Genomic DNA, 26,648 nt, shown 5'->3' on the forward strand with positions numbered 1-26,648 from the left:
CTCCTAAGTCAGGTGATGGGTCGATGAGGTGCGGGGTCAGGTTCCGGCGAGTCCCGTCGTCGCGACGCCTTTGATGATCTGGCGTTGGAAGAACAGGAAGACGAGGATGAGCGGGAGCGCCGCGAGAAGGGCGGATGCCATGTTCTGTGCGTACTGGACGCCGTAGGCGCTCTTGATGGTCTGCAGGCCCACAGGCAGGGTCAGCAGCGAATCGTCGTTGGTGGAGATGAACGGCCAGAGGAAGTTGTTCCAGGCCCCGATGAACGTGAAGATCGCGACTGCGGCCAGGATGGGCCGGGACAACGGCAGGATGATCTGCAGGAAAATCCGGAGCCGGCTGGCGCCGTCCATCACGGCTGCTTCCTCGAGTTCACGCGGGATCTGGTCGAAGAACTTCTTGAGCACGAACACCATGGCGGGGTGGATCACCTGCGGGAGGATGATGGCCCACGAGGTATCGATCATCTTGAAGGCGAGCATTTGGTAGAAGAGCGGAATCATCAGCACCGGTGGCGGCACGATGATGCTGGCGATAATCGCCGCCATCAGCACCTTTTTGCCCTTGAACTCGATCCTCGACAATGCGTACGCCATAAGTGAGGAGATCACCAGCGTGATGAGCGTGATTGCCGCGGAGGTGTAGAGCGAGTTCCACGTCCACAGCGGGATGTTGCCGGCCTGGAACACGTTGGCGAAGGCATCGAAGGTAAAGCCCGACGGCGGGATCCAACTTACTTTCGACGCCGAGGCATCCGCTTCGGTTTTGAAGGCGGTCACCGCCGCCCACGCGAATGGAATCAACCAGAGGACAGCGAGGACCGCTGCGACGGCCACCGCAATTGTCTTTCCGATGGTCGGCTTCTTGCGAGGTTGCCGGATGACCTGGTCATCGGCGACACGCGCGGCGGAACGGGAGAGGGTAGTGGTTGCCATGGTTATGCACTCCTGCGGCGGACGACAAAGAACTGCATGACGGACACCATCACGATCAGTCCGAAGAAGATGTAGGAAATGGCTGCGGAGTATCCCAGCCTGTACCCGGTGAATCCGGTTTCGAAGATGTACTGGACCACGGGCCGGGTGGATCCGCCCGGGCCGCCTGCCGTCATCTGGTAGATCTGGTCGAAGATCTTGAGGGAAGCCAGGATTTGCAGCAGCACGATCATCACTGTGGTGGGTGTGAGCTGGGGCAGGGTGATTGAGAAAAACTGCCGCCAGGCCCCGGCGCCGTCCAGCGATGCCGCTTCATAGTGTTGGGCGGGGATGTTTTGCATAGCAGCCAGGTAAAGAAGGAAGTTGAATCCCACGGTCCACCAGAGCGTTGCGATCACGATGGACCACATGGCCACATTGGGATCGTTGAGCCACCCGACTTTCGGGATGCCGAACTTGGACAGGAAATCGTTGATCAGGCCAAGCTGCGGGTTGTACATCCACACAAAGAACATGGACACCACGGTGGAGGCCAGGAGGAAGGGTGCGAAGTAGCTCAGCCGCCACAACCACTGTGCCGGGAGGCCGATGTTCAAGAGTGCTGCCATGGCCAGCGCAACCAGCACCAAGGGAACCGTGCTGATTACGGTGAAATAGAGGGTGTTGCCGAGGGAACGCCACATCCCGGCATCGGCAAAGGCCTCGGAGTAGTTGGCAAAACCTATGAGGGTGTCGTTGGCCCCAGTGAGTGATTTACCCGTCAGGCTCATGTAGAAGCCATACAGGATGGGCCATACAAGGAATACCAGGAAGAACACGAGGAACGGGGCCGAGAACGCCCAGCCGCTCACGTTATCCCTGCTTCTGCGCAGGGAGGGGCCGCCCTTGGCGCCGGGTGCAGGTGTCGTCAGTGCTTGGCGGGCCTGCCGGGACAGTGTAGAGGAACTCATGAAAGGACTCCTTTGTCGCTCGGTGTGCTGGTGCCGGTCAGACCGGGTTGGGCCGGAACAGAAGGTCGTTGGTGCGGTCCACGAAGCCGTCCCATCCTGCTGCTGCCTTGGTGCGCCCCAGAAGGACGTTCTGGATGTACTCGGCAAAGTAGGTCTGCCAATCCGAGCCCGAGCCGCTGAACCAGGCTTCGGGGTCGTAGGCGATGATGTCGGCCGCATTGGCGTAGTGGACCTGCGGGGTGAGTTCCCGGTAGGCCTGCGATCGCACTACGGGCTGGTATGCCGGGATGTGGCCGGCCTCGGCCCAGGACAGCGAGCCCTTAAGGACATCACTGACGAATTTGTAGGCATCCCTGCGCTTTTCATCATCAGCCACGAGTTGCCGTGGAAGGACAAAGGAATGTGAATCGGCGTATGAAGCGGGCGTCCCGTAGAGAGTGGGAATGGTGACCGCGTCAACCGGCAGCTTCGCCTTTTTCATGGTGGGCAGTTCCCAGCCGCCGCTGAACAGCATTCCCGAGTCGCCCCGGACAAATTCCGCGATGCCGGTATTGATGTCACCGCTCTTGGCCGCAATGGTGTCGTCGAAGAGCGAGGCCATGAATTCCAGCGACTCTACGGCAGCGTCCCGATCGGCCTGCATCGGCTGGCCTGGGGTGAGGACGATGTCCACTCCGTGCTGCTTGTAGAGCGTGTAGAACAGACGCCACATCTGGGACCCCAGGTTCAGGTATCCAAAAGAGAGGCCGTGGGCTTTGGTGACCTTCTGCATCTCCAGTGCCATGTCCCTGAAGCCGTCCGGCGACGACACTTCCTGCAAACGGCCGTTGCTTTCAAGCAACCCCGCTTTGGCGGCTATGTCCGTGTTGTAGAACATGATGAACGGGTGGGAGTCCAGGGCGAGGGAGAACACTTTTCCGTCCTGCTGGCTCTTTTCCCAAATGCGCGGAGCAAAGTCCTCCGGCGTAATGCCGTTCTCCGCCAAGAGATCCAGGTCCCAGGGCTCAATGAGCCCACCGGGGGCGTAGCCGGGAACCCGGCTGGCATGCATGATGGCGACTTCCGGCGGCCGTCCGCCTGCCGACGCCATTGCGAGCTTGGTGTAGTACGGCGGCCCCCAGGCCAGGACCGTAGGGTGCACCTTGAAGTCGGGGTTGGCGCTGTTGGCGTTGGCGATCATGGCCTGCATCTTGGCGCCGTCACCGCCGGAGAGGAGATGCCAGAAGTTGATGGTCCGCATGGATGCTGCTCCGGCGGGTCCGCCGCAACCGGTGAGGCCTGCGGCCAGAAGCCCACCGCCCAGGAGCGCTGATCCTGTCAATAACTGCCTCCGGGACAGACTTCTCCCGGTCAAAGATTCAAACTGCTTCACCCGTCACTCCTTTGGATGGGTCCGCTGAAAGGTCACTGCACATTGCGCGAAAATCCGGCTCCGGTGCGTCCACATTGTCGGGTAAAGGGTGGCCCCGCGGTGACGCAGGTCTCACATTACATCGATGTAAAACGGAGGGCAAGAGTTAAATGTTAGCGCACACAATTTATTCAAAAGCTCTCGCTTAACCCCTGCTGCTGTCCCGTTCCACGATGCTGTAGTCCACCGTCACTACCCTCTGCGCATGCCCGCGGTCGGACATGCGTTCAGTCAGCAGGCGGAGCGCTTCTGTGGCGATGGTGCGTTTGTCGAAGGAAACCGTGGTGAGGGGCGGAACCGCGAACCGGCCGTCTGCGATGTCATCAAAGCCGGCAACAGCAACGTCTTCCGGAACGCGGATTCCGCGCTTCCACAGGACGTTGAGCGCGCCCAGGGCCATGGAGTCCGTGAAGCAGAAGAGGGCTTCGGGCACAGGGTGGGAATCCAAGTATTCATCAAGTGCCTTGGCGGCCGACTCCGACGTCCACCTCTCACAGCGGATCAGGAGGTCATCGTCAGGTTCGATGCCAAGTGATTCCAGTGCTGCCTCGTGCCCGGCAGCACGGTGGATCGCGGTGGATGAGTGACGCCCACGGTTGATTCCCAGAACGGCAATCCTCCGGCGTCCGGGCCTGGCCAGCGCCAGGGTCATGTCCCGGGCGGCGCCAAAACTGTCCACGTAGACACGGTCGGCCAATTGTTGTGTCACTTCTCCCAGCAACACCACCGGCGGCAAGGCAACGCCAACCTTTACCGCGCTCTCGTCCAGCACCACGGGGTTGAGGATCAGCCCGTCGATGAGGTTGGCCCGCGCGCGCGTCATCAAGTCCTGCTCACGCTGCGGGTCCAGGCCGGTTTCCTCGATCTGAACGCTCCAGCCTTGCTCGTGGGCCACTTCCACGATGCTCTGGGCAATTTCTGCCGAGAACGGGGTCGCCAGGTCGGGCAGGGCCAAGCCGATCACGCCAGACCGCCCGTTCCGAAGGCCGCGCGCGGAAAGGTTGGGCACGTAATCGAGCTCCTGCATGGCCTGCTCGACCCGCAGCCGCGTGGGACCACTTACCGGAACAATCCCGTTCATGACGTTCGAGACAGTCTTCGGCGAGACCCCGGCGCGGCGCGCCACATCCTTGACCGTTGCCCGCAACAGTCCCCCTTATTGAGTCTTCGTCCGGTTCCCACGATGTTACGCGAGTTTGCGGCCAGGCTGCCCGTGGGATGCCGCCACAAGCGCACGGGCAAGGCGTCAACTCACGGGACTTGGTGACAGATCGCTGTAAAGTGTCTATATGCCCAGGATCACGGCCCCCACGAATGCAGCCCAACGCGCCGCGACCCAACGTCGGATCCTGACTGCCTTCGGTGAACTGCTTTTCACCCACGGACTTCCCGGGCTCACCATGACCGACGTCGCGCGTCACGCCGGTGTGGGCCGGACAGCCGTCTACAACTACTACGCCGACATGGAACAGCTGCTTATCGCGTACGCGCTGGACGAAACCGAGCGCTTCATCGTGGACCTGCGCGATTCGCTGGCCGCCCTCGAAAACCCCGTTGACCGGCTTGCCCTGTATGTCCGCGCCCAGGTGGAGGACCTTAGCCGCCGTCATTTGCCGCCCGGCCCCGCCATGGCGGCCGTCCTGTCCCCCGTCTCGTTCTCCAAGCTCGCAGACCATGTGGGCGACCTCAACATCCTGCTCCAGGACATCCTCAACGACGGCGTCCGCCAGAACTACCTCCCGGACGTCGACGTCGCCCAGCTGGCGCGGCTCATCCACGGCACGCTTTCCGCCAGCGCCGCACGACGCAACCGAACGCCCGACGGCGACACCCACCCGTCGGCCCCGGCCTCCGACGTCGAGACCCAGACAGCGCAGACGGTGCGGTTCATCCAACTCGGCGCCGGCGCGCAGTTCGATGAGGCGGACCGGCCCGTACGACTCGACGAGGTATCGCATTTGAGTACGGAGACGGCTCCCAAGAGCCAGGTGTAGGCGACCCCTATTGCTCCGCCGGGCCTTTTTGTCCGGCCGGGCCTATTGGTCCGCCGGAAGGGTGGGGACGATCGGCCACTTGGAGTCGTCGGCAATCCTCAGGTTTTCCCGCGGGCAGCTCAGCATTCCCGGTGTCTGGTCCACCAACTCCGGTTCCACCAAGCCCTCATATTTCGAGGTGATGATGACATCCACGGACTCGTCCTCGCGGTTGTCCTGGAAGTAGTCCGTCCCGGCAAGGTTCCGCTGGACGTTGAACGCCGCCGCCTGTCCCTTGATGCCCGACACCACCACACCGATTCCGGAATAGGCGGTATCGCTGTTGTCCACGGCACCCACCTTGTGTCCACGCGCCGCGAACTGGTCCGCCACGGTGCGCCCCAGGCCTCCACGGGACGTCCCGTTGAAGACGTTGAGGTTCACCGTTTCATTCGGCACGTAGTCGAAAGTGGTGGTGGGACAAAGACTGGTTGGCGCTTTGCTGGCAATCGTGGTGGGGATCTTGATGACGTTGTTCATGATGGCCCACGCTCCCACTGCCCCGGCGGCGATCACCCCGACCAGCAGGACCAGCACAATGGCATGCAGCACGCGGCGGCCGAAACGACCGCGGTGCGCACGGGCATCCTCCGCGAACGTCGCACGAAGTTCCGGACCCGTCACCACGTGGTGGCCGTGGAGTTGCGTCACATCCTTGGGATGCTTGCGCTTCTTTGGGCGTGGCTTGGGTTGCTCCGTGGAATCCGCAGGCGCTCCCCCCGCCCCGGGAGGCTGGGGCGTTTCGTGCTCGGGAGCAGAGGGACTAGCCATCGATCACCAGCACGCGCGCGTGGATGGCCGTCCTCTGGTGAAGGGCCGTCCGGACCGCCCTGTGCAGGCCGTCTTCCAAGTACATGACGCCCTGGTACTGGACTACATGCGGGAAAAGGTCCCCGAAAAACGTGGAATCTTCAGCCAACAATGCCTCCAGGTCCAAGGTCCTCTTTGTGGTCACAAGTTCATCCAGGCGGACCGGTCGCGGGGGCAGGGCAGCCCAATCCCGTGGCGCGGAGTATCCATGGTCAGGGTACGGGCGTCCCTCGCCCACAGCTTTGAAGATCACCTTGCAAGCCTATGAAAGTTGCCGCGCTAACGGAACTTGTGACCCCCGGCACAGGCAGGTTGTGGCCAAAAGGTGACTATCGACCCCGGGCGTCATAGCTGTGATGCAACCCCCGGGGACTGACAGAATAGGGGCATGACTCAACCGCTCCAAGGTACCCGCCGGACCGCTGCCCATACGGCTCCAGCCCTCGCGCTGCTGCTGGACGTCGACGGCCCCATCGCCAGCCCTGTGACGCGCGACGTCAAACCGGACATCATTGCGGACCTCGTGGCACTGGCCTCCGCCGGAATCCCCGTCATCTTCAACACCGGACGTTCGGACACCTTCATCAGCGAGCAGGTCATGGAGCCAATGATCGCCGCCGGGATGCCCTCGGACACCATCATCCACGCCATCTGTGAGAAGGGTGCGGTGTGGTTCAGCTACACGTCGGCCGGTCCCGGCCCCATCCATGTGGACCACGAACTCGCCGTACCCAAAGCCTACGGGGACGATATCCGCAGGCTCGTGGCCGAGGATTACTCCGGGCACATGTTCTTCGATGAGACCAAGCGGGCCATGGTGTCCGTGGAACAGCACGTGGACGTTGCCAGCGAGGATTACCTGGCCGAGCAGAAGCTTTTCGACGCCGACGCCCTGGAAATCATGGGACGCCACGGCCTCAACGCGGCCATGCTGGACCACCACTCACCCGAGTCGGATGACGCCGTGGACTACCGCCTTGATCCCACCATCATCTCCACGGACATCGAATCCGTGCGGCTTGGCAAGGACCTTGGTGCCAGCCGGGCAGTGGAAATGCTCGCAGCCCAAGGCATCACGCCGCTTTCCTGGCGGACGGTGGGCGATTCCCGGACGGACTACGCCATGGCAGACTGGCTTCACCACAACGACCACGACGTCAAACACGTAGACGTCCGGCCCGCGGACGGCGTTCCGGTGAAGCCCTACACGATCCTCACCGCAGCAGACCTTGAGCTGGCGGACGACGTCATCCACGACGACGCCGGCGGAGCATTCCTTCGCAGCTGGCGCGAGGCACTCGCCATCTAGCAAAACCCCTCCATCCAAGAACAGCAAGAACAGTACGGAGTACAGCCATCACGCAAGCACAGGTCGATCCGATTTACCACGGCAGCCCTACCGTAGAGGAAGATGCGATCGCCGAGGCGGTCTCGCCTGCCGTTGTTGCCCACCTTAAGCACAGGCCCGACGTCGTCCGTCACCGCGGGCGGTACGCCCTGCTTAACGCCGACCTCACCCCGCAACAGGCGATGGTCGATGACCTCCTTGCGGTCCGTGCCGCGCTGGACGCAGCCGGGGTGGACTTCATCCTGGTTCGCGGCAACGACGAACGGCCCGTGATCGCCGTTGACTGGGAGTCGCGCAAGGACGTCCGTGAAGCATTGGTGACCGCGTTCCGCAACGAGCCGTTCTACTCCATGACCGTGGACGCGAAAAAGAAGGCCTCGGTGCTGGTGGCCGACGGCGAGTTGTCCGCCAACCGGAAGGCCAGGATCTTCCGCCTGTACCGCCCACGGGTGGAACCCTCAGGCGGCCTCGCCTACGGCCCTGGCCTCGGCGTCCAGCTGGAACTGTGGAGGTTCGAGGGCGACCACCTTGAGCTGCCGGTGGAAAACTCCCTGACGCGTCGCACCCTCATGCGCCAGGACGCCGTGCGGGGAACAGTCCAACGGCACGGTCTTTCCTGGCCGACCATTGAGAACATGTTCGCGGACCATGCAAGCGACATCGACTTCGACATCGACATCGTCTTCTCCTGGGTGGACGGCACCGACCCCGCCTACATCGCAGCCCGTCGTCAGCAGCAGGCTGGCGCAGTCCTGGGCGAAGGCGACGACCACGAGGCCCGGTACCGGCAAATCAACGAGCTGAAGTATGCGCTGCGTTCGGTGCACATGTTTGCGCCGTGGATCAGGCGGATCTTCATTGCCACCGACTCGCCCACGCCGGCCTGGTTGGCGGACCACCCCTCGGTAACCATCGTCCGCAGCGAGGAGTTCTTCACCGACCCCTCAGTCCTGCCCACCCACAATTCGCAGGCCGTGGAGTGCCAGCTGCACCACATTGAGGGCCTCTCCGAGCACTTCCTCTACTCCAATGACGACATGTTCTTTGGCCGCCCCGTGGGGCCGGATATGTTCTTCACGCCCGGCGGTATCACCAAATTCATCGAAGCTGACACCCGGATCGGCCTGGGCGAGAACGACGCCGAGCGCAGCGGTTTCGAGAACGCCGCACGCGTGAACCGCAAGCTGCTCTGGGAACGCTTCGGCCGGATCACCACCAGGCACCTGGAGCACACGGCTGCCCCGATACGCCGCAGCGTGGTGGCCGAAATGGAGAAGGAATTCCCGAACGAGTTCACCAAGACCGCGGCCAGCCGATTCCGTGCTGCGGACAACATCTCCGTGACCAACTCGTTCTACCACTACTACGCGCTGCTCACGGGCCGCGCGGTTACCCAAACCAATGCCAGGGTCAGGTACGTGGACACCACACTATGGTCCGGCCTGCACTACCTGCCCAAGCTTTTGGCGAAGCGGCACATGGACTTGTTCTGCCTCAACGACGGCAGTTTCCCGGAGGTGGAGGCCGACGAACGCGCTGAGCTGGTGACGGACTTCCTTGAGAAGTACTTCCCCGTCAAGGCGCCCTGGGAGAAGTAGGGCCCTGGGAGAAGCAGGATCGTTGGGGCGTGACTGCGGCCTCAGCCCGGCTGTTGAACCCTCAGCCCGGCTGTCGACCCCTCAGCCCCGACTGTTGGACGGCGAAACCAGTTCCTGGGCCTTCCTGTTTGCTTCCACGCGGGAGCGCTCAGGAATCGTGATGCCAGCTGCAGCCAACCGCCGCTGAACCTCGGCCGCGGACACGGGCTCACCGACGGTAACCCCGCCGGACATCGGCACCACCGAGTGCACGATCGTGTGTTCATAGACGTGCACCATGTTGTACGACTGCGCTCCATCGCGCCCGCGCTGGCTTCCGGCGCTCACCGCGAGGTCCTGCGTGTAGCACGTCGCCGAGGCGACTGACACCGGGATGCCGGCGAAGCCCGCCGTCGTGGAGTAATGCAGGTGGCCGCCGAGGATGGTGCGGACGTCCGTATTGCGTACGACGTCGGCCAACGCGGCTTGGCCGCGCAGCTCCACCAGCACGGCGAGGTCCTGGACGCAAGGGACCGGCGGGTGGTGCAGGGCAAGGATGGTCCCGTCCGGAGCAGGAGTTGCCAACTCTGCAGCGAGCCAGTCGAGCTGTGCCCCGGACAGTTCACCGTAGTGGTGGCCTGGAACTGTGGTGTCCAGGGTGATGATCCGGAGTCCATTGACGAAGTAGCTGCGGTCCACAGGATCCTGCGGCTTGCTCTTCTCGGAAGCATCGCGGAAAGCGGAACGGAAGTTGGCTCGGTTGTCGTGATTGCCCATGGCCCAGATTGCCTTGGCCCCGAGCGCGTCGCAGACCGGCTCAATCATGTCCCGCAAACGTTCGTAGGCTTCGAATTCGCCCCTGTCCGCGAGGTCGCCGGTGAAAATGATCGCTTCCGGCCTGATCTTGGAGGCGACGATCTGGTCGCAGATCTCCTGCAGCCTGGCAGCGCTGTCGACGGAGCCATGGAGCGTGCCGGAACCACCCACCAAATGAAGATCGCTCAAGTGCAAAAGCACATGACCTGGTCTGGGGTACTCGGCCTCGATGAGCTCCATGACTGCCCTAGCGTTTGGTGGGAGACGGCGCCTCCCGCTTCCTTCCAGTACGACCAATCCAACCAGACAACAAGCCAACAACAGGCTAATTTCCGGCGGAATGTTGGAAAATTACGTTCCTCTTTCCGGCGTTCGCTGTTCAGGCCAACGCCTTTTCCACTGCTTTCAACAGGTCTTCGGAGTCAGGCTCCACTGCGGATGGGAACCTTGCCACCAGTTTTCCTTCGCGGCTGATGACGAACTTTTCGAAGTTCCACTTCACTTTTACCGGCTGGCCGGTCTCGTCCCGGGTCAACTCGGCAAACAGTGGATGCTGCTCTTTGCCCAATACATTGGCCTTGCTCGTGAGCGGAAAGGAGACGCCAAAGTTACGTTCGCAGAACTCGGCGATTTCCTCGTCGGAGCCCGGTTCCTGCCCCGCGAACTGGTTGCAGGGCACGCCCAGGATTTCCAAGCCTTCCCCACGATACTTCCCGTACAGCTCTTCCAGTCCGGAGTATTGACGGGTGTAGCCGCACTTGGAGGCCACATTCACCACCAGGACCGCTTTCCCCTCGAACCTGCCGAAGTCTGATTCGGAGCCATCGTTGAACGTGAGGGGAATGCTGTACAGCGGGGACATTGTGATCGCTTCCTGACGACGTCGGCTGGCGGAAGTGCCGCCATCGAGTTTACGGGAGCTGCCAAGACCGTGAAACGCAGGGGTCCCTACGTTTCGCCAGCCTACGGTGTCGGGATGATGAACGCGGTCAACGGCAGGGTGGAGCCGTCGGGCGCCTGGACGAGGCCGGGTGCAATGAGGACGTATCCAGGCGGAAGAACCACCGCTGGAAGCGTTGCAGCAAGCGTCGACACAGGGACAGGCGCGGCCGGAACGGGTGCTGTCGGGGCAGGGGCCACGGCTTGGGTGGTCACGACGGGAGCCGGCGCTACCGCTACGGGAGCCGGTGCAACAACTGCCGGTGCGGGTTCAACGACCGCGGGCGCGGGCTCAACAACCGCAGGCGCGGGCTCAACAACCGCGGGGGCGGGTGCTGCCGGAGCTACGACGGCGGCATCCTGGCTAGGTGCCGTCTGCGTCGTCAACTGCGGAGCCACGCTGGTGGTGGCTGGCGGCGTCGTAGTCGTGGATGTTGCCGGTGGCGGCGTGGTGGAGGTTGCCGGCGGGGTCGTCGTTGCCGTTTCTGTAGGCGTCGGCGTCACGGTTTCCGTTGGCGTCGGCGTAACGGTTTCCGTCGGCGTCGGGGTTGGCGTCGGCGTAACGGTTTCAGTGGGAGTCGGCGTCGGGCTTGAGGTGCCGGGCGTCGTCGTTGAGGTGCCGGGCGTCGTGGTCTGCGGCGGTGTCTGCGCAGCGGGCGGAGTGGTCGACGTCGGAGTGCCCGCAGTGCTTGGTGCGGCGGGCGGCGCCACTGGCTCATCGTGCTCGTGCTCGCCACCGATGACGGCGCGCTGGTCGCCGTCGGAAACCGGGACGGCCCACTGAGGTGCAGCCGATGTACCCGTTCCAACGCCAGGCTGGTAGTTCACCATGGTGATGTTCTGCAGCGGATCGACCTGGCGGATCGGCAGGAGCGTCCAGTTGGCCGGGTTGGTATGCAGGCCATTCACGATCGTCTCGAAATGGAGGTGGCATCCGGTGGACCAGCCCGTAGTACCGACTTCGGCAATGACTTCGCCGACGCGAACGGATTGCCCTTGGGTTACACCGATGGCCCGAAGGTGGTTATAGGTGGTGACCAAGCCATTGCCGTGCTCGATTTCGACACGGTTGCCGCCGCCCCACACGTGCCACCCAACGGCACGGACCACGCCGGCGTCGGCCGCGTACACCCTTGTGCCGCACGCTGCGGCGTAGTCCTGGCCCCAGTGGAATTCGCCCGGTAGTCCGGTCAACGGGCTGATCCTGTAACCGTAGGAGGAGCTCGCGTAGAGGACTTCAAGCGGTGAGTAGAGGCTGCCGGCAGGCGGGCGGGAAAGTCCGGCCGAAGCGACGGTGAGTCCGGTGGAGCCGTCCTTGGCTACCGTCCTGACCAAAGCGCGGTCAAAGTAGACCATGGGCGTGCCGGGCTGTTGCTCGGGAGGCTCAGGCAGGGTGTCGATCACCATGGTTTCGGCCTCTGGCGGCACAAGGCTGCCCAGCGCTGCCGGCGCCACGACACCTTGCGCCAACGAGCCGCCCGCTTGTCCCGTGGAGGCGGATGTCAAGGGTTGGAAGCCGAACGCTAAGAACGCCAGGACGGCGAGGCCGCCGGCGATGAAGACGCGACGGAAACCCTCAGTACGCACCAGGGTTACAACCTGGTCTGATTCATGATGCTTGCCCACAAAAACACTCCCCAAAAGCCAGCGTCACCAAACCCCAGCCTGGCGTGCAAGCTCCATTCTTGCGGTAATCACAGTGAAAATAAAGGCTTTCAGCAGGCTCCTAGCCCAAAGGTTGCCTCAGTTTTTGCTCAAGAATCTTGAGAAAGTCGTATTAGCCCAAATTCGCTTTGAGCCCCAAATTCGCCTTGAGCAAGGCACGATGCTCTACGGCGGCATTGGCATGGAGCTCCCGCCCAGCCTCGGTGAGCTCCAAGAACAGGGACCTGCGGTCGTCAGCGCATGTTTGCCGGGAAACCAGTCCCGCCTTTTCGAGCCGATCCACCACCTTTGACACAGCGCTTTGGGTCATGGGCGTTCGCTCCCCCAGCGCCTTCATCCGGCACGAAGCATCGCTGCATTCGGCTACGAGGTCCAGGATCTCGAACTCGTTCAGCCCGATGTCGAACTTCGCTTCCAGGGCGCGATCGATGGCTCCCGCTGTGCGGAAGTAGGAGTCCTGGATGTTGCGCCACTGCTCAACCAGCTGGCGGTCACGCGTCGTTGCCATGTCCTGATTCTAGTTCATGGAGACCTTTGAATCCACGTCATAATATTCCATGTCATATTCCTTGTCATTGAATGACGTGTCATATAGATTGATCGCATGACATCACCCACCACCCTCAAAAACCCTGCCGAACCCTTGGTTTCAGCGGTCCGCTGGACACGTGCCCAGTGGCTGCTGCTGTTGGTTGTCTGCACCGTCCTGGCCCTTGATGGGCTGGACGTTTCCATGGTTGGCGTTGCCCTGCCTTCCATCGGACAAGAACTCAACCTGGGTACCGATTCACTGCAGTGGATCGTTTCCGCCTACGTCCTTGGCTACGGAAGCCTGCTGCTCCTGGGTGGGCGGCTTGCGGACCTGCTGGGCCGCCGTCGTATATTCCTCATCGCCTTGGCGGTCTTTGCCGCAGCGTCGCTCCTCGGCGGGCTGGTTGACGATCCAGCGATCCTGATCGCCACCCGCTTCGTGAAGGGCCTCGCCGCCGCCTTCACAGCACCCACGGGTTTCTCCATCATCACCACCAACTTCGCTGAGGGGCGTGCCCGCAACAAGGCACTGTCCATCTTCACCACCTTCGGCGCCAGCGGATTCTCGCTGGGGCTGGTGGTGGGTGGCCTCATGACGAGCTTGAGCTGGCGTTGGACGTTCCTTGTATCGGTACCGATCGCAGTGGTGGTGGTCCTCCTGGGCATCAAGTTCATTCCCAAGGACAAGCCCTCCGCCGAAAACAGCGGGCACGATATCTGGGGCGCCGTAACCCTCGCTGTGGGCATGCTCGGCCTTGTCTACACCTTGGTATCAGCACCCGAGCAGGGCTGGGGATCTGTGGCAACAATCGCCGGATTCGCAGCCTCAGCAGCGGTGCTGGCGGCCTTCGCGGTGATTGAGAACAAGGTCAAGCACCCGCTGATCCGCTTCGGGATCCTCAAGGAAGGCTGGGTGGCGCGCGCCAACCTCAGCGCCGTGGGACTCTTCGGCTCCTACCTCAGTTTCCAGTTCATCGTGACGATGTTCCTGCAGTCCGTCCTTGGCTGGACGCCGCTGGGTATGGCTCTGGCCCTGCTGCCGGCGGGCCTGCTCGTGGCAACGAGTGCGCCCTTCGCGGACCGGCTCATCGAGAAGTTCGGGGCGACGCAACTCATCCTCACCGGCCTCACCGCTCTTGGCCTGGGCTACGTCCTGTTCCTCCGCGTGGGCACAACACCGAACTACGCGCTGGACATCCTGCCCTCGGTCATCCTCCTGGGCATCGGCTTCGCGTTGGCTTTCCCGTCCATCAACGTCCAGGCCACGGCCGGCATCCGCGATTCCGAGCAAGGCCTGGCGGCCGGACTGATCCAGACCAGCACGCAGGTCGGAGCTGCACTGGTCCTGGCGGTCACCACCGCGTTGGTGAGCGGTCATGGACACGCAGCGGGGACCGTCAGCGCCCAAACCATGCTGGAACAGTACCGTCCGGGACTGATCTTGAGTGCCGTCGTCGCCATTGCCGCCTTGCTGGTGGCTGCCGCCCCGGCCCGCCGGAGGACCCGCGCCTGACCCGCGGCTCGGTGTGCAGGTCCTGCCCGTCATCAATCGGCCGATTACAGGGCGGGATCTGTACACAAACTCCTTTGCGGGGTCGAATGGACTATGAGGCATTTCCTCACTGAGTACAGGCATGATCTCCAACGGACGTTCACGGGAACGTCCGGAACCCCGCCTGAGTGGGTCCCGCGGCTGGCTGAAGGGAACGACGCCGGATATCACCTTCCGGGATCGGCCGTCTGGGCGGTCCACGGTTCCATGGCCACTATCGTGGCCGGCATCCGCGTCCTGTTGATGCAGTCGCTGCATCCGGGAGCCCTGGCCGGGGTCTACGAACACTCCGGTTTCAAGGAAGACCCGTTGGGACGCTTGGCAAGTACGGTGCGTTGGATCTTCACCGTCACCTATGGTTCCAAGGAAGCCGCAGAGGCCGCGACCATGCGCGTCCGGAAAATCCATGAGCATGTCAAGGGAACCTACATCGACGGAACCGGGGCCCAACGGAGCTATTCCGCCAACGACCCCGAACTGCTCGGCTGGGTCCACGTGACCTATGCAGATTCCTTCCTCACGGCCAACCGCATCTGGGGCCGCCCCATTCCCGGCGGTCCGGATGCGTACGTCCGCGAGTGGGCCCAGGCCGGCCGGCTCATGGGCGTGGAAAATCCCCCACTCACTGAAGCGGACGTGCGGGCGGAATTGGAACGCTGGTTCGATTCCGGCGTGCTGCGCTCCGATGAGCGACTGGCGGAGACCATTGCGTTCCTTCGCCGTCCGCCCCTGAGCCCCCTGCTGCAGCCCGGATACAACATCCTGTTCGCCGCCGCCGTCGCAAGCCTCGAACCCAAGTACCGGAACATGCTGGGCCTGCGCAGTCCGCACATCGGCCCGGTGCCACTGCCGGCTATTTCCGCGGCACGGCTTGTGCTGGGCATGGTCCGGCTAGCGTTGGGCTCGCACGGACCGAGCGAGCTAGCGGCCAGGCGCCGGCTGCAAAGGCTGGGCTACGCGGTTTAGAGGGGGCACTTCCGCCAGCAGCGGGGTCGGCTTTCAACCTTGGCCCACACGGCTGGGCCAGCCGAACTCACGTTTGCTCTGGCCACGTGTACCGCCACGACCCACTTTGAGCTCGAAAACCCGTCTACAAGCCATAATCCTCGGCGTTTCGGCGTTGTTCCCGGCCAAAGTAAGTCGTGGAGGTACAGGCCGAACAAGGAAGAAGCCGGGCAGGTGGGCGAATGCCCGCCCTGCCCGGCTTCGTGGGTTTGGATTACGTGGTCCGAAGGTCAGATCAGGTGGTCCGAGAGGTGGTTCGGGGTGCCGAAGCGGTGCGCGGTGATGGAGACGGCCTGTTCGCGGAGGAACGGGAGCATCTCGATGCGGCCGGCCTGGGTCACGGCGCCGTGGTAGACCGCTACGTCCGGACGTCCGCCCATGGCCGCGCTCAGCGCGGTGAAGTCGCCACCGATCAGGCGGATGCGGCCGGCGTCGAACGTTGCTGCGCGGGTCAGCCACGCGGCGTCGTCCTCGATCCGGACGCTGACGCCCAGGTTCGCGAACACGCTCACCACTGCGTCTGGAAGTGCGACGGCGGAGCTGACCTTGAGGGCCGAGCCCGCCACGGCGCCGGCTGCTACGACCCGGAGAAGCTCAGCGAGCCGCTCGCCTTCGGAGAGGCGGATGGTGACCGGGATGGGACGGTAGCGGAAGACGTTGCGCTCGGCGGTCAGGGCCGAGACGTCCTTGCGGGTGCCGAACTCGGATTCCCAGGCGGCGGCGTCGCTGAACAGCGCCTGTTCAAGGGTCTTGAGTTCCTCGGCAGTCACGTCAGCGGACTTGGCGGCGGTGAGGATCTGCGAGGCCGGGCCCTGGAGCGTGGTGCCGCGCTTGGCCTTGGCCTCGGCGGGGACCCAGCTGCCCAGGCCGATCAGGTAGTTCGGTCCACCGGCCTTGGTTCCGGCGCCCACTGCGGACTTCTTCCAGCCACCGAACGGCTGGCGTTGGACGATTGCGCCGGTGATGCCTCGGTTGACGTAGAGGTTGCCGGCCTGGATGGTGTCCAGCCAAACGCCCATCTCCGCGGAGTCCAGGGAGTGCAGCCCGGCGGTGAGGCCGTACTCGATCTCGTTCTGGATGGCGATGGCTTCCTCGAGGGTCTCGGCGGTCATCACACCCAGGACCGGACCGAAGAACTCGGTCAGGTGGAAGTACGAGCCGCGCTTGACGCCCGAGCGGATGCCCGGGGACCACAGGCGGCCGGTGTCGTCCAGGCGTTCGGGCTTGATGGCCCAAGCCTCGCCTTCACCGAGGGTGGTGAGGGCGTTGAGGAGCTTGCCGTTGGCGGGCTCGATGATCGGGCCCATCTGGGTGGTGGCGTTCTCCGGGTAGCCCACGGTCAGGGAGCGGGCGGCATCGATGAGCTGGTTGTGGAAACGGGCGCTTTTCGCCACCGAGCCCACCAGGATCACCAAGGACGCGGCGGAGCACTTCTGGCCTGCGTGGCCGAATGCCGAGTAGACGACGTCCTTGGCGGCGAGGTCAAGGTCGGCGCTCGGGGTGACGATGATGGCGTTCTTGCCGGAGGTCTCCGCGAGCAGCGGCAGATCCTGGCGGAAGGAACGGAACAGCTGCGCGGTTTCGTAACCACCGGTGAGGATGACACGGTCCACACTCGGGTGCGAAACCAGCTGGGTGCCGAGGTCCCGCTCTTCGAGCTGAACGAGCGCCAGCACGTCCTTGGGGACTCCGGCTTCCCACAGCGCATCGACCATGACGGAACCGGAGCGGCGGGCCTGCTTTGCGGGCTTGATCACGACGGCGGAACCTGAGGCGAGTGCCGCAAGGGTCGAGCCGGCGGGGATCGCCACCGGGAAGTTCCACGGCGGGGTCACCACGGTGAGGTTCGCTGGGACGAACGTGGCGCCGTCGACCGTTTCCAGGTCCTTGGCGCGCTCGGCGTAATAGTGCGCGAAGTCGATTGCTTCGCTGACCTCGGGATCGCCTTGGTCGATGGTCTTGCCCGTTTCTGAGGCCATGACCTCAAGGAGCTCGGCGCGGCGGGCCTCGAGGACCTCGCCGGCGCGGTGCAGGATCGCGGCGCGCTCGGCGGCGGGGCGGGCACCCCAGGCCTTGCCTGCTTCGACGGCGGTGGTGATGATGCCTTCGAGTTCGGCAGCGTCGGAGACTTTGGTGGACTCCACGATCTTGTTGCCCGCGGTGGAACCGGGGATGCGCTTGAGAATGTCGCGGCCCCAGGCACGGTTGGCCGGCAGGGCAGGGTCCGTGTCCGGGGTGTTGCGGAAGCCCTCGGTCGGGGCGGGCTCGGCGGGGAGGCGGCGGTCCTGCTTGCGGTTCGGCTCCGGAACCTCCTCGCTCAGGTTCGCGAGCGAGTCCAGGAAGCGCTGCTGTTCGCGCTTGAACAGGGCCTCGTTCTCGCTGAGTTCGAAGACCGCGGACATGAAGTTTTCCTGGCTGGCGCCCTCTTCAAGGCGGCGGATCAGGTACGCGATGGCGACGTCGAACTCACCCGGATGAACCACCGGCGTGTAAAGGAGCAGGCTGCCGACATCCTTGCGCACAGCCGTTGCCTGGCCGGTCGCCATGCCCAGAAGCATCTCGAACTCAATGCCCTCGGTGACACCGCGCTGCTTGGCCAGCAGCCAGGCGAAGGCAACATCGAAGAGGTTGTGGCCGGCAACACCGATGCGGACAGCGTCAACGTGCTCCGGGGTGAGGGCGTAGTTGATGACGTTCTTGTAGCTGGTGTCTGAGTCCTGCTTGGTGCCCCACGTAGCCAGCGGCCAATCGTGCAGGGAGGCTTCCACCTGTTCCATGGGCAGGTTGGCACCCTTGACTACGCGGACCTTGATGGGCGCGCCGCCCTGGGCACGGCGTTCCGTGGCCCATTCCTGGAGTTCCTGCATGGCACCGAGCGCGTCGGGGAGGTAGGCCTGGAGGACGATGCCGGCCTCCAGGTTCTTGAACTCGGGCATGTCCAGGATCCGCTTGAACACGGCGATGGTCATGCTCAGGTCCTTGTATTCCTCCATGTCCAGGTTGATGAACTTGGGCTTGGGGAAGGACGCGGCCAGGCGATACAGCGGCGTGAGCTTCTCCACCACGTGGTCGACGGCTTCGTCGAAAGCCCACGGAGAGTGCGGGGCCACCGTGGAGGATTCCTTGATGGAGACGTAGTCCACGTCCTCGCGGGCCAGCAGCTTCAGGGTGCCGTCCAGCCGGCGCTGTGCCTCATGCTCGCCCAGAACCGCTTCGCCCAGGAGGTTGACGTTCAGGTGCACGCCGTCCTGGCGGATCTTCGCGATCGCCGGACCCAGCTTCGCGTCGGTGGCGTCCACGATCAAGTGGCCCACCATCTCGCGGAGCACGCGGCGGGCAATCGGGATGACAACCTGCGGCATGATCGGCGCCATGACACCGCCCACCCGGACAGCGCTGCGCATGTACCACGGCAGGAACTTCGGCACCTTGGGTGCCAGCTCGGCGAGTTTACGGCCGGCGACGGCCAGGTCCTCAGGGCGGATGACGCCGTCGACGAATCCGACAGTGAAGTCCAGGCCGTTCGGGTCCTTCAGGACGCCGGCAAGGCGCTGGGCCGAGACATCAACAGGAATCTTGCCGGCTTCGGTCAGCCAGTGACGGACCAAGGCAATGGCTTCCTGGGCCAAAGCGTCGAACTGCCCGGAATCCTGGGTGCGCGGGGAGGTCGCATCCGGGAGGGTGCTGGTCATGGGGGGCTCCTTCTGGGACGGAGAAGTTTGTTTCTTTCCATCAGTATGGATCTACAATCACGTTAGGAAAAGCGATCTTTTCTGACGAATATTCATTACTCATCCCGATGTTTTGGAGGCCGCCGTGCTGGACGTCCGCAGACTGCGTTTACTGCACGAATTGAAGATCCGGGGAACCCTCGCCGAGGTGGCCGACGCGATGCAATACAGCCCTTCTTCCGTTTCCCAGCAGCTAACCCTCCTGGAGAAGGAAGCCGGGGTGGAACTGTTGCGAAAAGCGGGCCGTCGGGTGCAATTGACACCCCAGGCCGAGATCCTGGTGGCTCATACGGCGGACCTGCTTGAGACCTTGGAACGTGCAGAAACCGACCTCGCCGCCTCACTGTCCATGGTCACTGGAACAGTCCGGCTGGCGGTGTTCCAGTCCGCGGCACTGGCGCTGCTGCCCGAGTTCCTGACGATCATGCGGGCTGAATATCCGGAAGTGCGGGTTGAAATGACCCAGCGGGAGCCCGAGACGGCGCTCTACGAAACCTGGGCACGCGACTTCGACATCGTCGTGGCGGAGCAATACCCGGGACACGCGGCACCCCACCACCCCGGGTTGGACCGTGCCACCCTCACGAGCGACGCCATCCGGCTGGCCACCCCTCCCGTGGGTCTCGGCGGCGAGGCCGTGACCACGCTGGCTGACACCGCCTCCATGCCCTGGGTGATGGAGCCCCGCGGCGCAGCTTCACGTCATTGGGCCGAGCAGGCCTGCAGGTCCGCCGGCTTCGAACCCGATGTGCGCTACGAAACAGCTGACCTCCAAGCCCAAATCCGGCTCATTGAATCCGGGAACGCCGTCGCCCTCATGCCGGACCTCGTGTGGACCGGCATGTCACGACCCGTGCAGCTGCTGGATCTGCCCGGCCTTCCCAAGCGCACAGTCTTCACGTCAACGCGCACTGCCGGCCGCATCCATCCCGCGATCCTGGCCTGCCGCGAGGTGCTGGAACGGGTGGCGGGAGCGCAACAGGCCGACGCTTAGGCGGGCTCGGCTGGCTGGCGACGCGCAAATTCGTGCGGGACTCCCGGATTTGGGTGTCGCCAGTCCATCTCCCTGGCGACACCGAACGCGAGTGTCCCCGGGAATGCAAAAGGCCCCGGTCCGAGGACCGGGGCCAACCGCGGAGAATGGGGGATTTGAACCCCCGAGGGCGTTAACCCAACACGCGTTCCAGGCGTGCGCCATAGGCCGCTAGGCGAATTCTCCTTGCTTCCGAATCGAAAGCAGATACTACTGTACCTGAGAATTTCAGCATCGCCCAATCGCACGGATTCATCCCCGGCGCACCTTCAAAAAAGGCGCTGCCCTTAACGGAAAAATGGACGCCCCCAACGCGCCCATTCTTGCGGTATCACCGTTGAGCTGCCGGGTCCGGCCCCTCTTGCCCAGGCCCCGCAGCTCACAATCTGGAGATTGCCCCAATCGGTGTACATACTTATGGTCCGCTGTGGTTGGCGGATATGCAATGGTCAAAGCGTCTTTAGGCCCAAGTTACTGACAGGATGTTTCCATGACGCAGCTGCATGCCCTGGTGGTTTACGTGCCCGTCGATCATGTTGATTCGGTTTTGAAGGCAATCGGCGACGCCGGCGCGGGCCGGATCGGGGACTACTCGCACTGCGCGTTCACCTCGCCGGGAACGGGTCATTTCACTCCCCTGCCGGGCGCTTCGCCCTTCATCGGTGACGTAGGCAGTGAGGAGCAGGTTCCGGAAATCCGGGTTGAGTGCGTGGTTGCCGGAGACATGCTCGACGGCGTGGTGCTGGCTTTGCGGGCGGCGCACCCTTATGAGGAGCCGGCCTTCATGACGTGGGCGGTGAATGGGTGGCGGTGATCCATCTCAAGGGCCTGCACCCAACCCCGCCACCCGCCGTCGAGCGTTTTCCACAGCCTCAGGAGCCGATTCGAACCCCGAACTAAGTTCGGGTAAGCTTGTCGACGGCCCCTCATGTGGCGTCATCCTGTTGAACTCCCCCAGGACCGGAAGGTAGCAAGGGTAGATGGGCTCTGGCGGGTGCATGAGGGGTCTCTTATTTAAAATGTCAGTCCCTATAGGTAGGTTTCCCCTGTGACTGTTACTACTGCCCTGTACCGAAGGTATCGCCCGGACTCTTTCGCGGACGTTATCGGGCAGGAACACGTCACAGAGCCGCTGATGACGGCGCTCCGCAAGAACCGCGTGAACCACGCCTACCTCTTTTCGGGACCTCGTGGCTGCGGAAAGACGACGTCCGCGCGCATTCTGGCCCGCTGCCTGAACTGCGCCGAGGGCCCCACGGACACTCCTTGCGGCAAGTGCCCCAGTTGCGTCGAGCTCGCGCGCGGCGGCTCGGGCTCCCTGGATGTCATCGAAATCGACGCCGCCAGCCACGGTGGCGTTGACGACGCCCGTGACCTCCGCGAGCGCGCAACGTTCGCCCCTGTCAGGGACCGCTACAAGATCTTCATCATCGACGAAGCCCACATGGTCACGTCCGCGGGCTTCAACGCGCTGTTGAAAATCGTCGAAGAGCCGCCGGAACACATCAAGTTCATCTTCGCCACCACCGAGCCGGACAAAGTCATCGGCACTATCCGCTCGCGCACGCACCACTACCCCTTCCGGCTGGTCCCGCCCGAGCCGCTCATGAACTACCTCGAACTGCTGTGCCGCCAGGAGAACGTTCCCGTAGCTCCGGGCGTGCTGTCCCTCGTTATCCGGGCCGGTGGCGGTTCGGTCCGCGATACCCTCTCCGTGTTGGACCAGCTCATGGCAGGTGCCGGGCCCAACGGGCTCGACTATGAGCTCGCCGTGGCCCTGCTCGGCTACACGCACGCTTCCCTGTTGGACGATGTCGTGGACGCCGTTGCTGCCGCGGATGCGGCCACGGTTTTCCGTGCCGTGGACCGAGTGATCCAGACCGGCCACGATCCTCGGCGCTTCGTTGAAGACCTGTTGGAGCGATTCCGGGACCTCATCATCGTCCAGGCGATGCCCGAAAGCGCGCAGGCAATCCTCCGCGGCATGCCGGAGGACCAGATCGCCCGCATGCGTAACCAGGCCACAAACCTGGGTGCGGCTGAACTCTCCCGTGCCGCAGACGTCACCAACACTGCCCTCACGGAAATGACCGGGGCAACCTCACCGAGGCTGCACCTGGAACTTCTCTGTGCACGGATCCTGCTGCCCAGTTCCGAGCAAACAGAGCGGGGTATCGCTGCACGTATTGATCGTGTGGAACGCCGCCTGAATTACGCGGGCGACGCCGGCACCCCGGTTACCGCTGCGGCCGCTCCTGCAGCTGCGGCTTCTTCGCCGGCTGCAGGTTCTTCTGCCGGGGCGGCACCCGCGGCTGTTGCACCAGTTCGCCAAGCCGCACCAGAGCCTCCGGCTGCGACGGTTCCTCCGGCTTCCTCTGTGCAGGAACAGCGCCCAGCGCAGGAACAAGGCCCAGTGCAGGAGACGGCGACAGCCGCTGCTTCCCGCGAGGCCCTCACACCTCCGCGCCTTTCGACCAACGATTGGCCCGTTGAAGATCGCCCTGCCGCGCAGGCAACGGCTCCGTCACGGCAGGCCGCTCCCCCAGTTGCGCAGGCGGAGTCGCCGCGCGCGCCTCAACCCGCGGCGGCGCAACCTGCCATGGCTCAACCTGACGTGGCGCAACCTGCCGTTGCTCAACCTGCCGTTAGTAAACCTGGCATAGCGCCTGGGCAGCAACCGCCCACAGCTGCCCCCACGGCGGCTCCGGCAGGCGGCGGGGACGTTGAGGCACTCCGGCGTGCCTGGCCCGAGATTCTCCAGACGCTGACCAAAATCAAACGCAGCACCTGGGCCTTGGTCGAGCCGAACGCGCAAGTTGCACAGTTCGACGGCCAGGTTCTCACCCTTGCCTTCACCACTGCCGGGTTGGCTGGTGCCTTCGGGCGTGCGGACCACTCCGAGAACCTTCGACAGGCAATCCACAAGACCATCGGCATCGATTGCCAGATAGTCGCAGTGGCGGGCGGCAACAGCTCAGCGAGCTCTGAGCCAAACCCAAAAGCACCTACTAGCCGGAATGCCCCGGCTACGCCGAACGAAACATCGCCCGCCGAAGCACCCCAATCGCCCAACCGCGTGTCATCGGTTGATTCTGCGTGGGGCTTGGCGCCGGCTGTACCGGCGCATGCCGGAAGTACTCCGGCATCCGCTGCCTCCCAAGTTGAACCCCCGACGGCGGCACGCCCAGCCGCTGGCGTGTCACCGCACGCCGTGGCTGGTTCGGCAGACACGGAACAGACGAATCGAGCGGCTCCGTGGCCAGCGGATGTGACAGCTTCACCGCAGGCACCAGCTCCGCAGGAAACCGCGCCGCAAGCGGCATCACAGTCTGGTTCGTCACAGCCTGGTTCGTCGGCAACCCAACCGGCTGCGGCAACCCCACCGGCCACGGGGCCCTCAGCGGCCGCCGCGCCATCAGCGGATCGACGCGCTCCGGCTGGAGGGCCTCTGCAGCAGGAAAACGCCCAAGCACCGGAACCGGCGCTGAAGTCTCAGGGTGACTACTCGTACCCGGATGACGATTGGGGCCCTCCTCTCGACGAAGACGCTCCACCACTGGAAGAGGAACCGCCGGCAGACTGGGAGCCGTCGCCCCGATACCCGGAGGCAACTCAGCAGTCGCGTCCCGCTACCGGCAATCGTGCGGCAACAGCGTACGCGACCCCAGCAGCCCCATCCGGCGAGACCCCCGCTCCGGAACCCTTCCAATCCGCCGGCCAAGCCCCCGACACCTCCCATGACCCATGGTCCCGGGCAGTTGAACAGGCACCCGGAACCTGGGTTGTGGGCACGGAGTCAAACGTCGGCAAACGCCCGGCTGACGCGCCGAGCACAACCGACGCGGACACAACCGCGAAAGCTGACTACGAACCAGCCGCTGCGCAAGTTCCTGGAACAGCCCAGGCGACAGGCACGGCACCGGCAGCAATCGCGGCCCGGAATCCGGCGACGACTTACGGCCGCCCGACCAGTGCCGAGCAGAACGGTTCCTCGGGCTGGGACGTCGCACCGCCGTCGAGCTGGCCGGCAACTGCACCAGCCCACGGGACCGCGCCGGCTACCGCACCTGCGCCGTCGGCCTGGCCGGCAGCTACTGCTGCCCCGGAAGCGCGAGGCTCCGTCGCGACGCTTGAGGAGGGCGCGCCGTCGGGCAGTCCTTCCGGACGCCAGAGCCTGTATCAGCGGCTGACCAACAGCCCCGAAGCCCAAATGGGGCGTGTGCAGGCACCCGCGCGGACGCCGGCGCAACCGGACAATACACCAGAGGACATCCCCAGCCCCGAGGACGAAACCATTGAGGAATCGCGGGTCTTTGGGCGTGCCGCAGTGGAGCGTATTCTGGGCGGAAAGCTGATCGAAGAGCGTGCCTTGGACGGTTCGCCGCTGCAGATGCGCTGATTTCCGCGAATGCGCACTGTGAGCCCGCACGGTGGGTCGCACTGAAGTTAATATCGAACAAACGAGGACATTTTGTACGAAGGTGCAGTTCAAGAGCTGATTGACGAGCTCGGCCGGCTTCCCGGCGTGGGCCCAAAGTCGGCGCAGCGCCTGGCTTTCCACATCCTCGAGGCCGATCCCGAGGACATGAAGCGCCTGGTTGCAGCCATCACCACGGTGAAGGAGCGCGTGAAATTCTGTTCCATGTGCTTCAACGTCACCGAACAGGAGACCTGCAACATCTGCCGCGACCCACGGCGCGATCCTTCGGTCATCTGCGTCGTGGAGGAGTCGAAAGACGTCTTGGCCGTAGAACGCACCCGGACGTTCCGCGGCAGGTACCACGTGCTGGGCGGGGCTATTAACCCCATTGCCGGTATCGGTCCGGAGCAACTGCGAATCAGGGAATTGCTCACACGCCTCAATGATGGCGCCATCCAGGAAATCATCATCGCCACGGACCCCAACCTAGAGGGCGAGGCCACTGCCACGTACCTGGCCCGCATGCTCAAGACCATCGGCATCACCGTGACGCGTTTGGCCTCGGGACTTCCTGTTGGCGGAGACCTTGAGTACGCCGATGAGGTCACCTTGGGACGGGCCTTCGAGGGCCGCCGCAACGCGTTGGCGTAACGCGTCAGGCAGCAGGCTTCGCCGGCATCCGCCGGGAGGATCGCAAACGCCCTGGTACGAGCAGCAAGGCAGCGACACCGATCTGGACGGCCGTGCCCGTTAGTGCCACAGGCACCGGCGGCGCCAGCCCGTCGCTTGACTCGCCGCCGAGGCACGGGACCTCGCGGTCCGGACCGTCTGCCGCCATTTGAAGCCCCGACAGCACCCAAGCGAGGTCATGTTCCCTGGGGACTATGTCCGCGGCGAGGCTGCCAAACAGCAGGGCCGGGTTGGACGCGGCCATCCACGCGACGCGTTCCGTGTGTGCCACCTCCACAGGGCGGAGACGGCCGACACATTCGTACGCAACAACCCTTCCGGAGTCGTCGCGTTCAACGTTGACGGGGACGGAAGCCTGTCCCGTCCCCATGGTGGCCGGGATGAGCATGATGGTGGCCACAACATTGCCGACGCAGAGGAAGGCGACAATCAGCGTCACCAGGACAACTGCGGGCACGGTGCGCTTCACTGTTCCCCTGGAGCCGGCGCCAATGAGCCCGAACAGGACCACTTCAAGGACAACAACCACGACGGCGGCCCCGGCCAAGGCGAGCGGCCCGCCGACGTTGGCACCCGCCACGACTAATACAACCGCTGCCGGCACTGCGAGGGCAGCCGCGCGAAATGCCGCTGCAATGACCGCGGCAAGGAGTGAGATGGCCGGGTTCCGGAAACCCCAGATTGCACCAAGAACGGCAGAGGCTATGGCCAGCCACGCAGCCGTCAGCATGTAGATGGCGCTAGGGATGGTGGTTTCGAACCAACCGTTGGCTTCGCCGAAAGCAACCACGGCAGCAGCCAACGCCCACGAAAGAACCAAGGCACAAGCGCAGGCTATCCAAAACTTCCACGAACTGAAGGACCTGCGGGCATCCGTCCACGCGGCAGGGAACGCGACGCGAAACGCGGGCTGTGGATGGGAGCCGTGGCCCTCCCCGACGCTTCCCTCGTGCCTCGGAAACCGGTCGTCGATCATGCCGCCGCCGATGACTTCATATTCGGTTTCGCTCGTTGCCGGCCCGGGGACGGCGGGCTCGTCAGGAACCCTGGCCATGGCACCACGCAATGCTCATAGAGGGATGGTACGCCGGGCGGCATGACGCCGGAACGGCGAATGTTGGCCGCCATGTGGTCACAATTCCTGAGAGGAGACTTCGCGGCGATAAACTTGCCAAATAAGCTACGCAGGCGTGCCCGAATTGGC

The 26,648-nt window shown here is 63.9% G+C and carries 21 protein-coding genes, 1 tRNA gene and 1 other RNA gene; 10 read left to right on the plus strand and 13 right to left on the minus strand.

Translation table 11 applies throughout. The features are described 5' to 3' along the window. Positions 1-36: 36 nt before the first annotated feature. From AB0N65_RS00615 to AB0N65_RS00630, 4 genes are all read right to left on the minus strand, one after another. The gene (locus tag AB0N65_RS00615; RefSeq protein WP_364156248.1) at positions 37-933 is read right to left on the minus strand and encodes a carbohydrate ABC transporter permease; all 897 of its coding nucleotides are present in this window, start codon (positions 931-933) and stop codon (positions 37-39) included. A gap of 2 nt (positions 934-935) precedes the next feature. Continuing rightward, the gene (locus tag AB0N65_RS00620; protein ID WP_364156250.1) at positions 936-1,883 is read right to left on the minus strand and encodes a sugar ABC transporter permease; all 948 of its coding nucleotides are present in this window, start codon (positions 1,881-1,883) and stop codon (positions 936-938) included. Positions 1,884-1,920: 37 nt separating this feature from the next. Then, positions 1,921-3,255 (minus strand): extracellular solute-binding protein, encoded by a 1,335-nt coding sequence (locus tag AB0N65_RS00625; protein ID WP_364156253.1) that lies wholly within the window; start codon positions 3,253-3,255, stop codon positions 1,921-1,923. 184 nt (positions 3,256-3,439) lie between these two features. Then, positions 3,440-4,441, minus strand: a complete 1,002-nt coding sequence (locus tag AB0N65_RS00630; RefSeq protein WP_364156255.1) for a LacI family DNA-binding transcriptional regulator — start codon at positions 4,439-4,441, stop codon at positions 3,440-3,442. A 142-nt stretch (positions 4,442-4,583) separates the two neighbouring features. Here AB0N65_RS00630 and AB0N65_RS00635 point away from each other — a divergent pair, with 142 nt between their 5' ends. Next, the gene (locus AB0N65_RS00635; protein WP_364156258.1) at positions 4,584-5,288 is read left to right on the plus strand and encodes a TetR/AcrR family transcriptional regulator; all 705 of its coding nucleotides are present in this window, start codon (positions 4,584-4,586) and stop codon (positions 5,286-5,288) included. A gap of 42 nt (positions 5,289-5,330) precedes the next feature. On the opposite strand, the gene AB0N65_RS00640 is transcribed toward AB0N65_RS00635, so the two are convergent. Both AB0N65_RS00640 and AB0N65_RS00645 read right to left on the minus strand, forming a co-directional pair. Further along, the gene (locus AB0N65_RS00640) at positions 5,331-5,978 is read right to left on the minus strand and encodes a LytR C-terminal domain-containing protein (protein ID WP_364156261.1); all 648 of its coding nucleotides are present in this window, start codon (positions 5,976-5,978) and stop codon (positions 5,331-5,333) included. 112 nt (positions 5,979-6,090) lie between these two features. After that, positions 6,091-6,390, minus strand: a complete 300-nt coding sequence (locus AB0N65_RS00645; protein ID WP_021471645.1) for a type II toxin-antitoxin system VapB family antitoxin — start codon at positions 6,388-6,390, stop codon at positions 6,091-6,093. A 135-nt stretch (positions 6,391-6,525) separates the two neighbouring features. Between AB0N65_RS00645 and AB0N65_RS00650 the strand changes: the two genes are divergently transcribed. Together AB0N65_RS00650 and AB0N65_RS00655 are read left to right on the plus strand one after the other, a co-directional pair. Then, positions 6,526-7,446, plus strand: coding sequence for a hypothetical protein (locus tag AB0N65_RS00650; RefSeq protein WP_364156264.1), 921 nt, complete (start codon positions 6,526-6,528; stop codon positions 7,444-7,446). A gap of 47 nt (positions 7,447-7,493) precedes the next feature. After that, on the plus strand, positions 7,494-9,083 hold the full coding sequence (locus AB0N65_RS00655; protein WP_364156981.1) for a stealth family protein: 1,590 nt from the start codon (positions 7,494-7,496) through the stop codon (positions 9,081-9,083). Between the two features lie 81 nt (positions 9,084-9,164). Here AB0N65_RS00655 and AB0N65_RS00660 read toward each other — a convergent pair whose 3' ends face one another. The 4 genes from AB0N65_RS00660 to AB0N65_RS00675 form a co-directional block, all read right to left on the minus strand. Continuing rightward, on the minus strand, positions 9,165-10,118 hold the full coding sequence (locus AB0N65_RS00660; RefSeq protein ID WP_364156267.1) for a phosphodiesterase: 954 nt from the start codon (positions 10,116-10,118) through the stop codon (positions 9,165-9,167). 139 nt (positions 10,119-10,257) lie between these two features. After that, entirely contained in the window at positions 10,258-10,740 is a 483-nt protein-coding gene (locus tag AB0N65_RS00665) for a glutathione peroxidase (protein WP_364156270.1), read from the minus strand. Between the two features lie 101 nt (positions 10,741-10,841). Next, entirely contained in the window at positions 10,842-12,443 is a 1,602-nt protein-coding gene (locus AB0N65_RS00670) for a M23 family metallopeptidase (RefSeq protein WP_364156273.1), read from the minus strand. A 151-nt stretch (positions 12,444-12,594) separates the two neighbouring features. Then, the gene (locus tag AB0N65_RS00675; protein ID WP_364156276.1) at positions 12,595-12,990 is read right to left on the minus strand and encodes a MarR family transcriptional regulator; all 396 of its coding nucleotides are present in this window, start codon (positions 12,988-12,990) and stop codon (positions 12,595-12,597) included. A 96-nt stretch (positions 12,991-13,086) separates the two neighbouring features. On the opposite strand from AB0N65_RS00675, the gene AB0N65_RS00680 reads away from it, so the two are divergent. Both AB0N65_RS00680 and AB0N65_RS00685 read left to right on the plus strand, forming a co-directional pair. Further along, positions 13,087-14,526: an MFS transporter gene (locus tag AB0N65_RS00680; RefSeq protein WP_364156279.1), complete on the plus strand. Its 1,440-nt coding sequence runs from the start codon at positions 13,087-13,089 to the stop codon at positions 14,524-14,526. Between the two features lie 93 nt (positions 14,527-14,619). Further along, entirely contained in the window at positions 14,620-15,531 is a 912-nt protein-coding gene (locus AB0N65_RS00685) for an oxygenase MpaB family protein (RefSeq protein ID WP_364156282.1), read from the plus strand. A gap of 269 nt (positions 15,532-15,800) precedes the next feature. Here AB0N65_RS00685 and AB0N65_RS00690 read toward each other — a convergent pair whose 3' ends face one another. Next, positions 15,801-19,262 carry a bifunctional proline dehydrogenase/L-glutamate gamma-semialdehyde dehydrogenase gene (locus tag AB0N65_RS00690; RefSeq protein ID WP_364156285.1) on the minus strand — a complete coding sequence of 1,154 codons (3,462 nt, stop codon included), beginning with the start codon at positions 19,260-19,262 and terminating at the stop codon, positions 15,801-15,803. A 124-nt stretch (positions 19,263-19,386) separates the two neighbouring features. Between AB0N65_RS00690 and AB0N65_RS00695 the strand changes: the two genes are divergently transcribed. Continuing rightward, the gene (locus AB0N65_RS00695) at positions 19,387-20,295 is read left to right on the plus strand and encodes a LysR family transcriptional regulator (RefSeq protein WP_364156287.1); all 909 of its coding nucleotides are present in this window, start codon (positions 19,387-19,389) and stop codon (positions 20,293-20,295) included. 140 nt (positions 20,296-20,435) lie between these two features. On the opposite strand, the gene AB0N65_RS00700 is transcribed toward AB0N65_RS00695, so the two are convergent. Then, a tRNA-Ser gene (locus tag AB0N65_RS00700) sits at positions 20,436-20,520 on the minus strand. 304 nt (positions 20,521-20,824) lie between these two features. Between AB0N65_RS00700 and AB0N65_RS00705 the strand changes: the two genes are divergently transcribed. From AB0N65_RS00705 to recR, 4 genes are all read left to right on the plus strand, one after another. Next, the gene (locus tag AB0N65_RS00705; protein WP_364156290.1) at positions 20,825-21,148 is read left to right on the plus strand and encodes a hypothetical protein; all 324 of its coding nucleotides are present in this window, start codon (positions 20,825-20,827) and stop codon (positions 21,146-21,148) included. Positions 21,149-21,251: 103 nt separating this feature from the next. Beyond that, positions 21,252-21,348, plus strand: an RNA gene (gene ffs, locus AB0N65_RS00710) — signal recognition particle sRNA small type. 34 nt (positions 21,349-21,382) lie between these two features. Beyond that, positions 21,383-24,733 (plus strand): DNA polymerase III subunit gamma and tau, encoded by a 3,351-nt coding sequence (locus AB0N65_RS00715; protein WP_364156293.1) that lies wholly within the window; start codon positions 21,383-21,385, stop codon positions 24,731-24,733. Between the two features lie 72 nt (positions 24,734-24,805). After that, positions 24,806-25,405, plus strand: a complete 600-nt coding sequence (gene recR / locus AB0N65_RS00720) for a recombination mediator RecR (protein WP_364156295.1) — start codon at positions 24,806-24,808, stop codon at positions 25,403-25,405. Between the two features lie 4 nt (positions 25,406-25,409). Here the strand turns inward: recR and AB0N65_RS00725 are convergent, their stop codons facing one another. Further along, entirely contained in the window at positions 25,410-26,498 is a 1,089-nt protein-coding gene (locus AB0N65_RS00725) for a hypothetical protein (RefSeq protein ID WP_364156298.1), read from the minus strand. Positions 26,499-26,648: the final 150 nt, after the last annotated feature.

This window comes from Paenarthrobacter sp. NPDC089322, from assembly GCF_040684895.1.
Classification (GTDB): Bacteria; Actinomycetota; Actinomycetes; order Actinomycetales; family Micrococcaceae; genus Arthrobacter.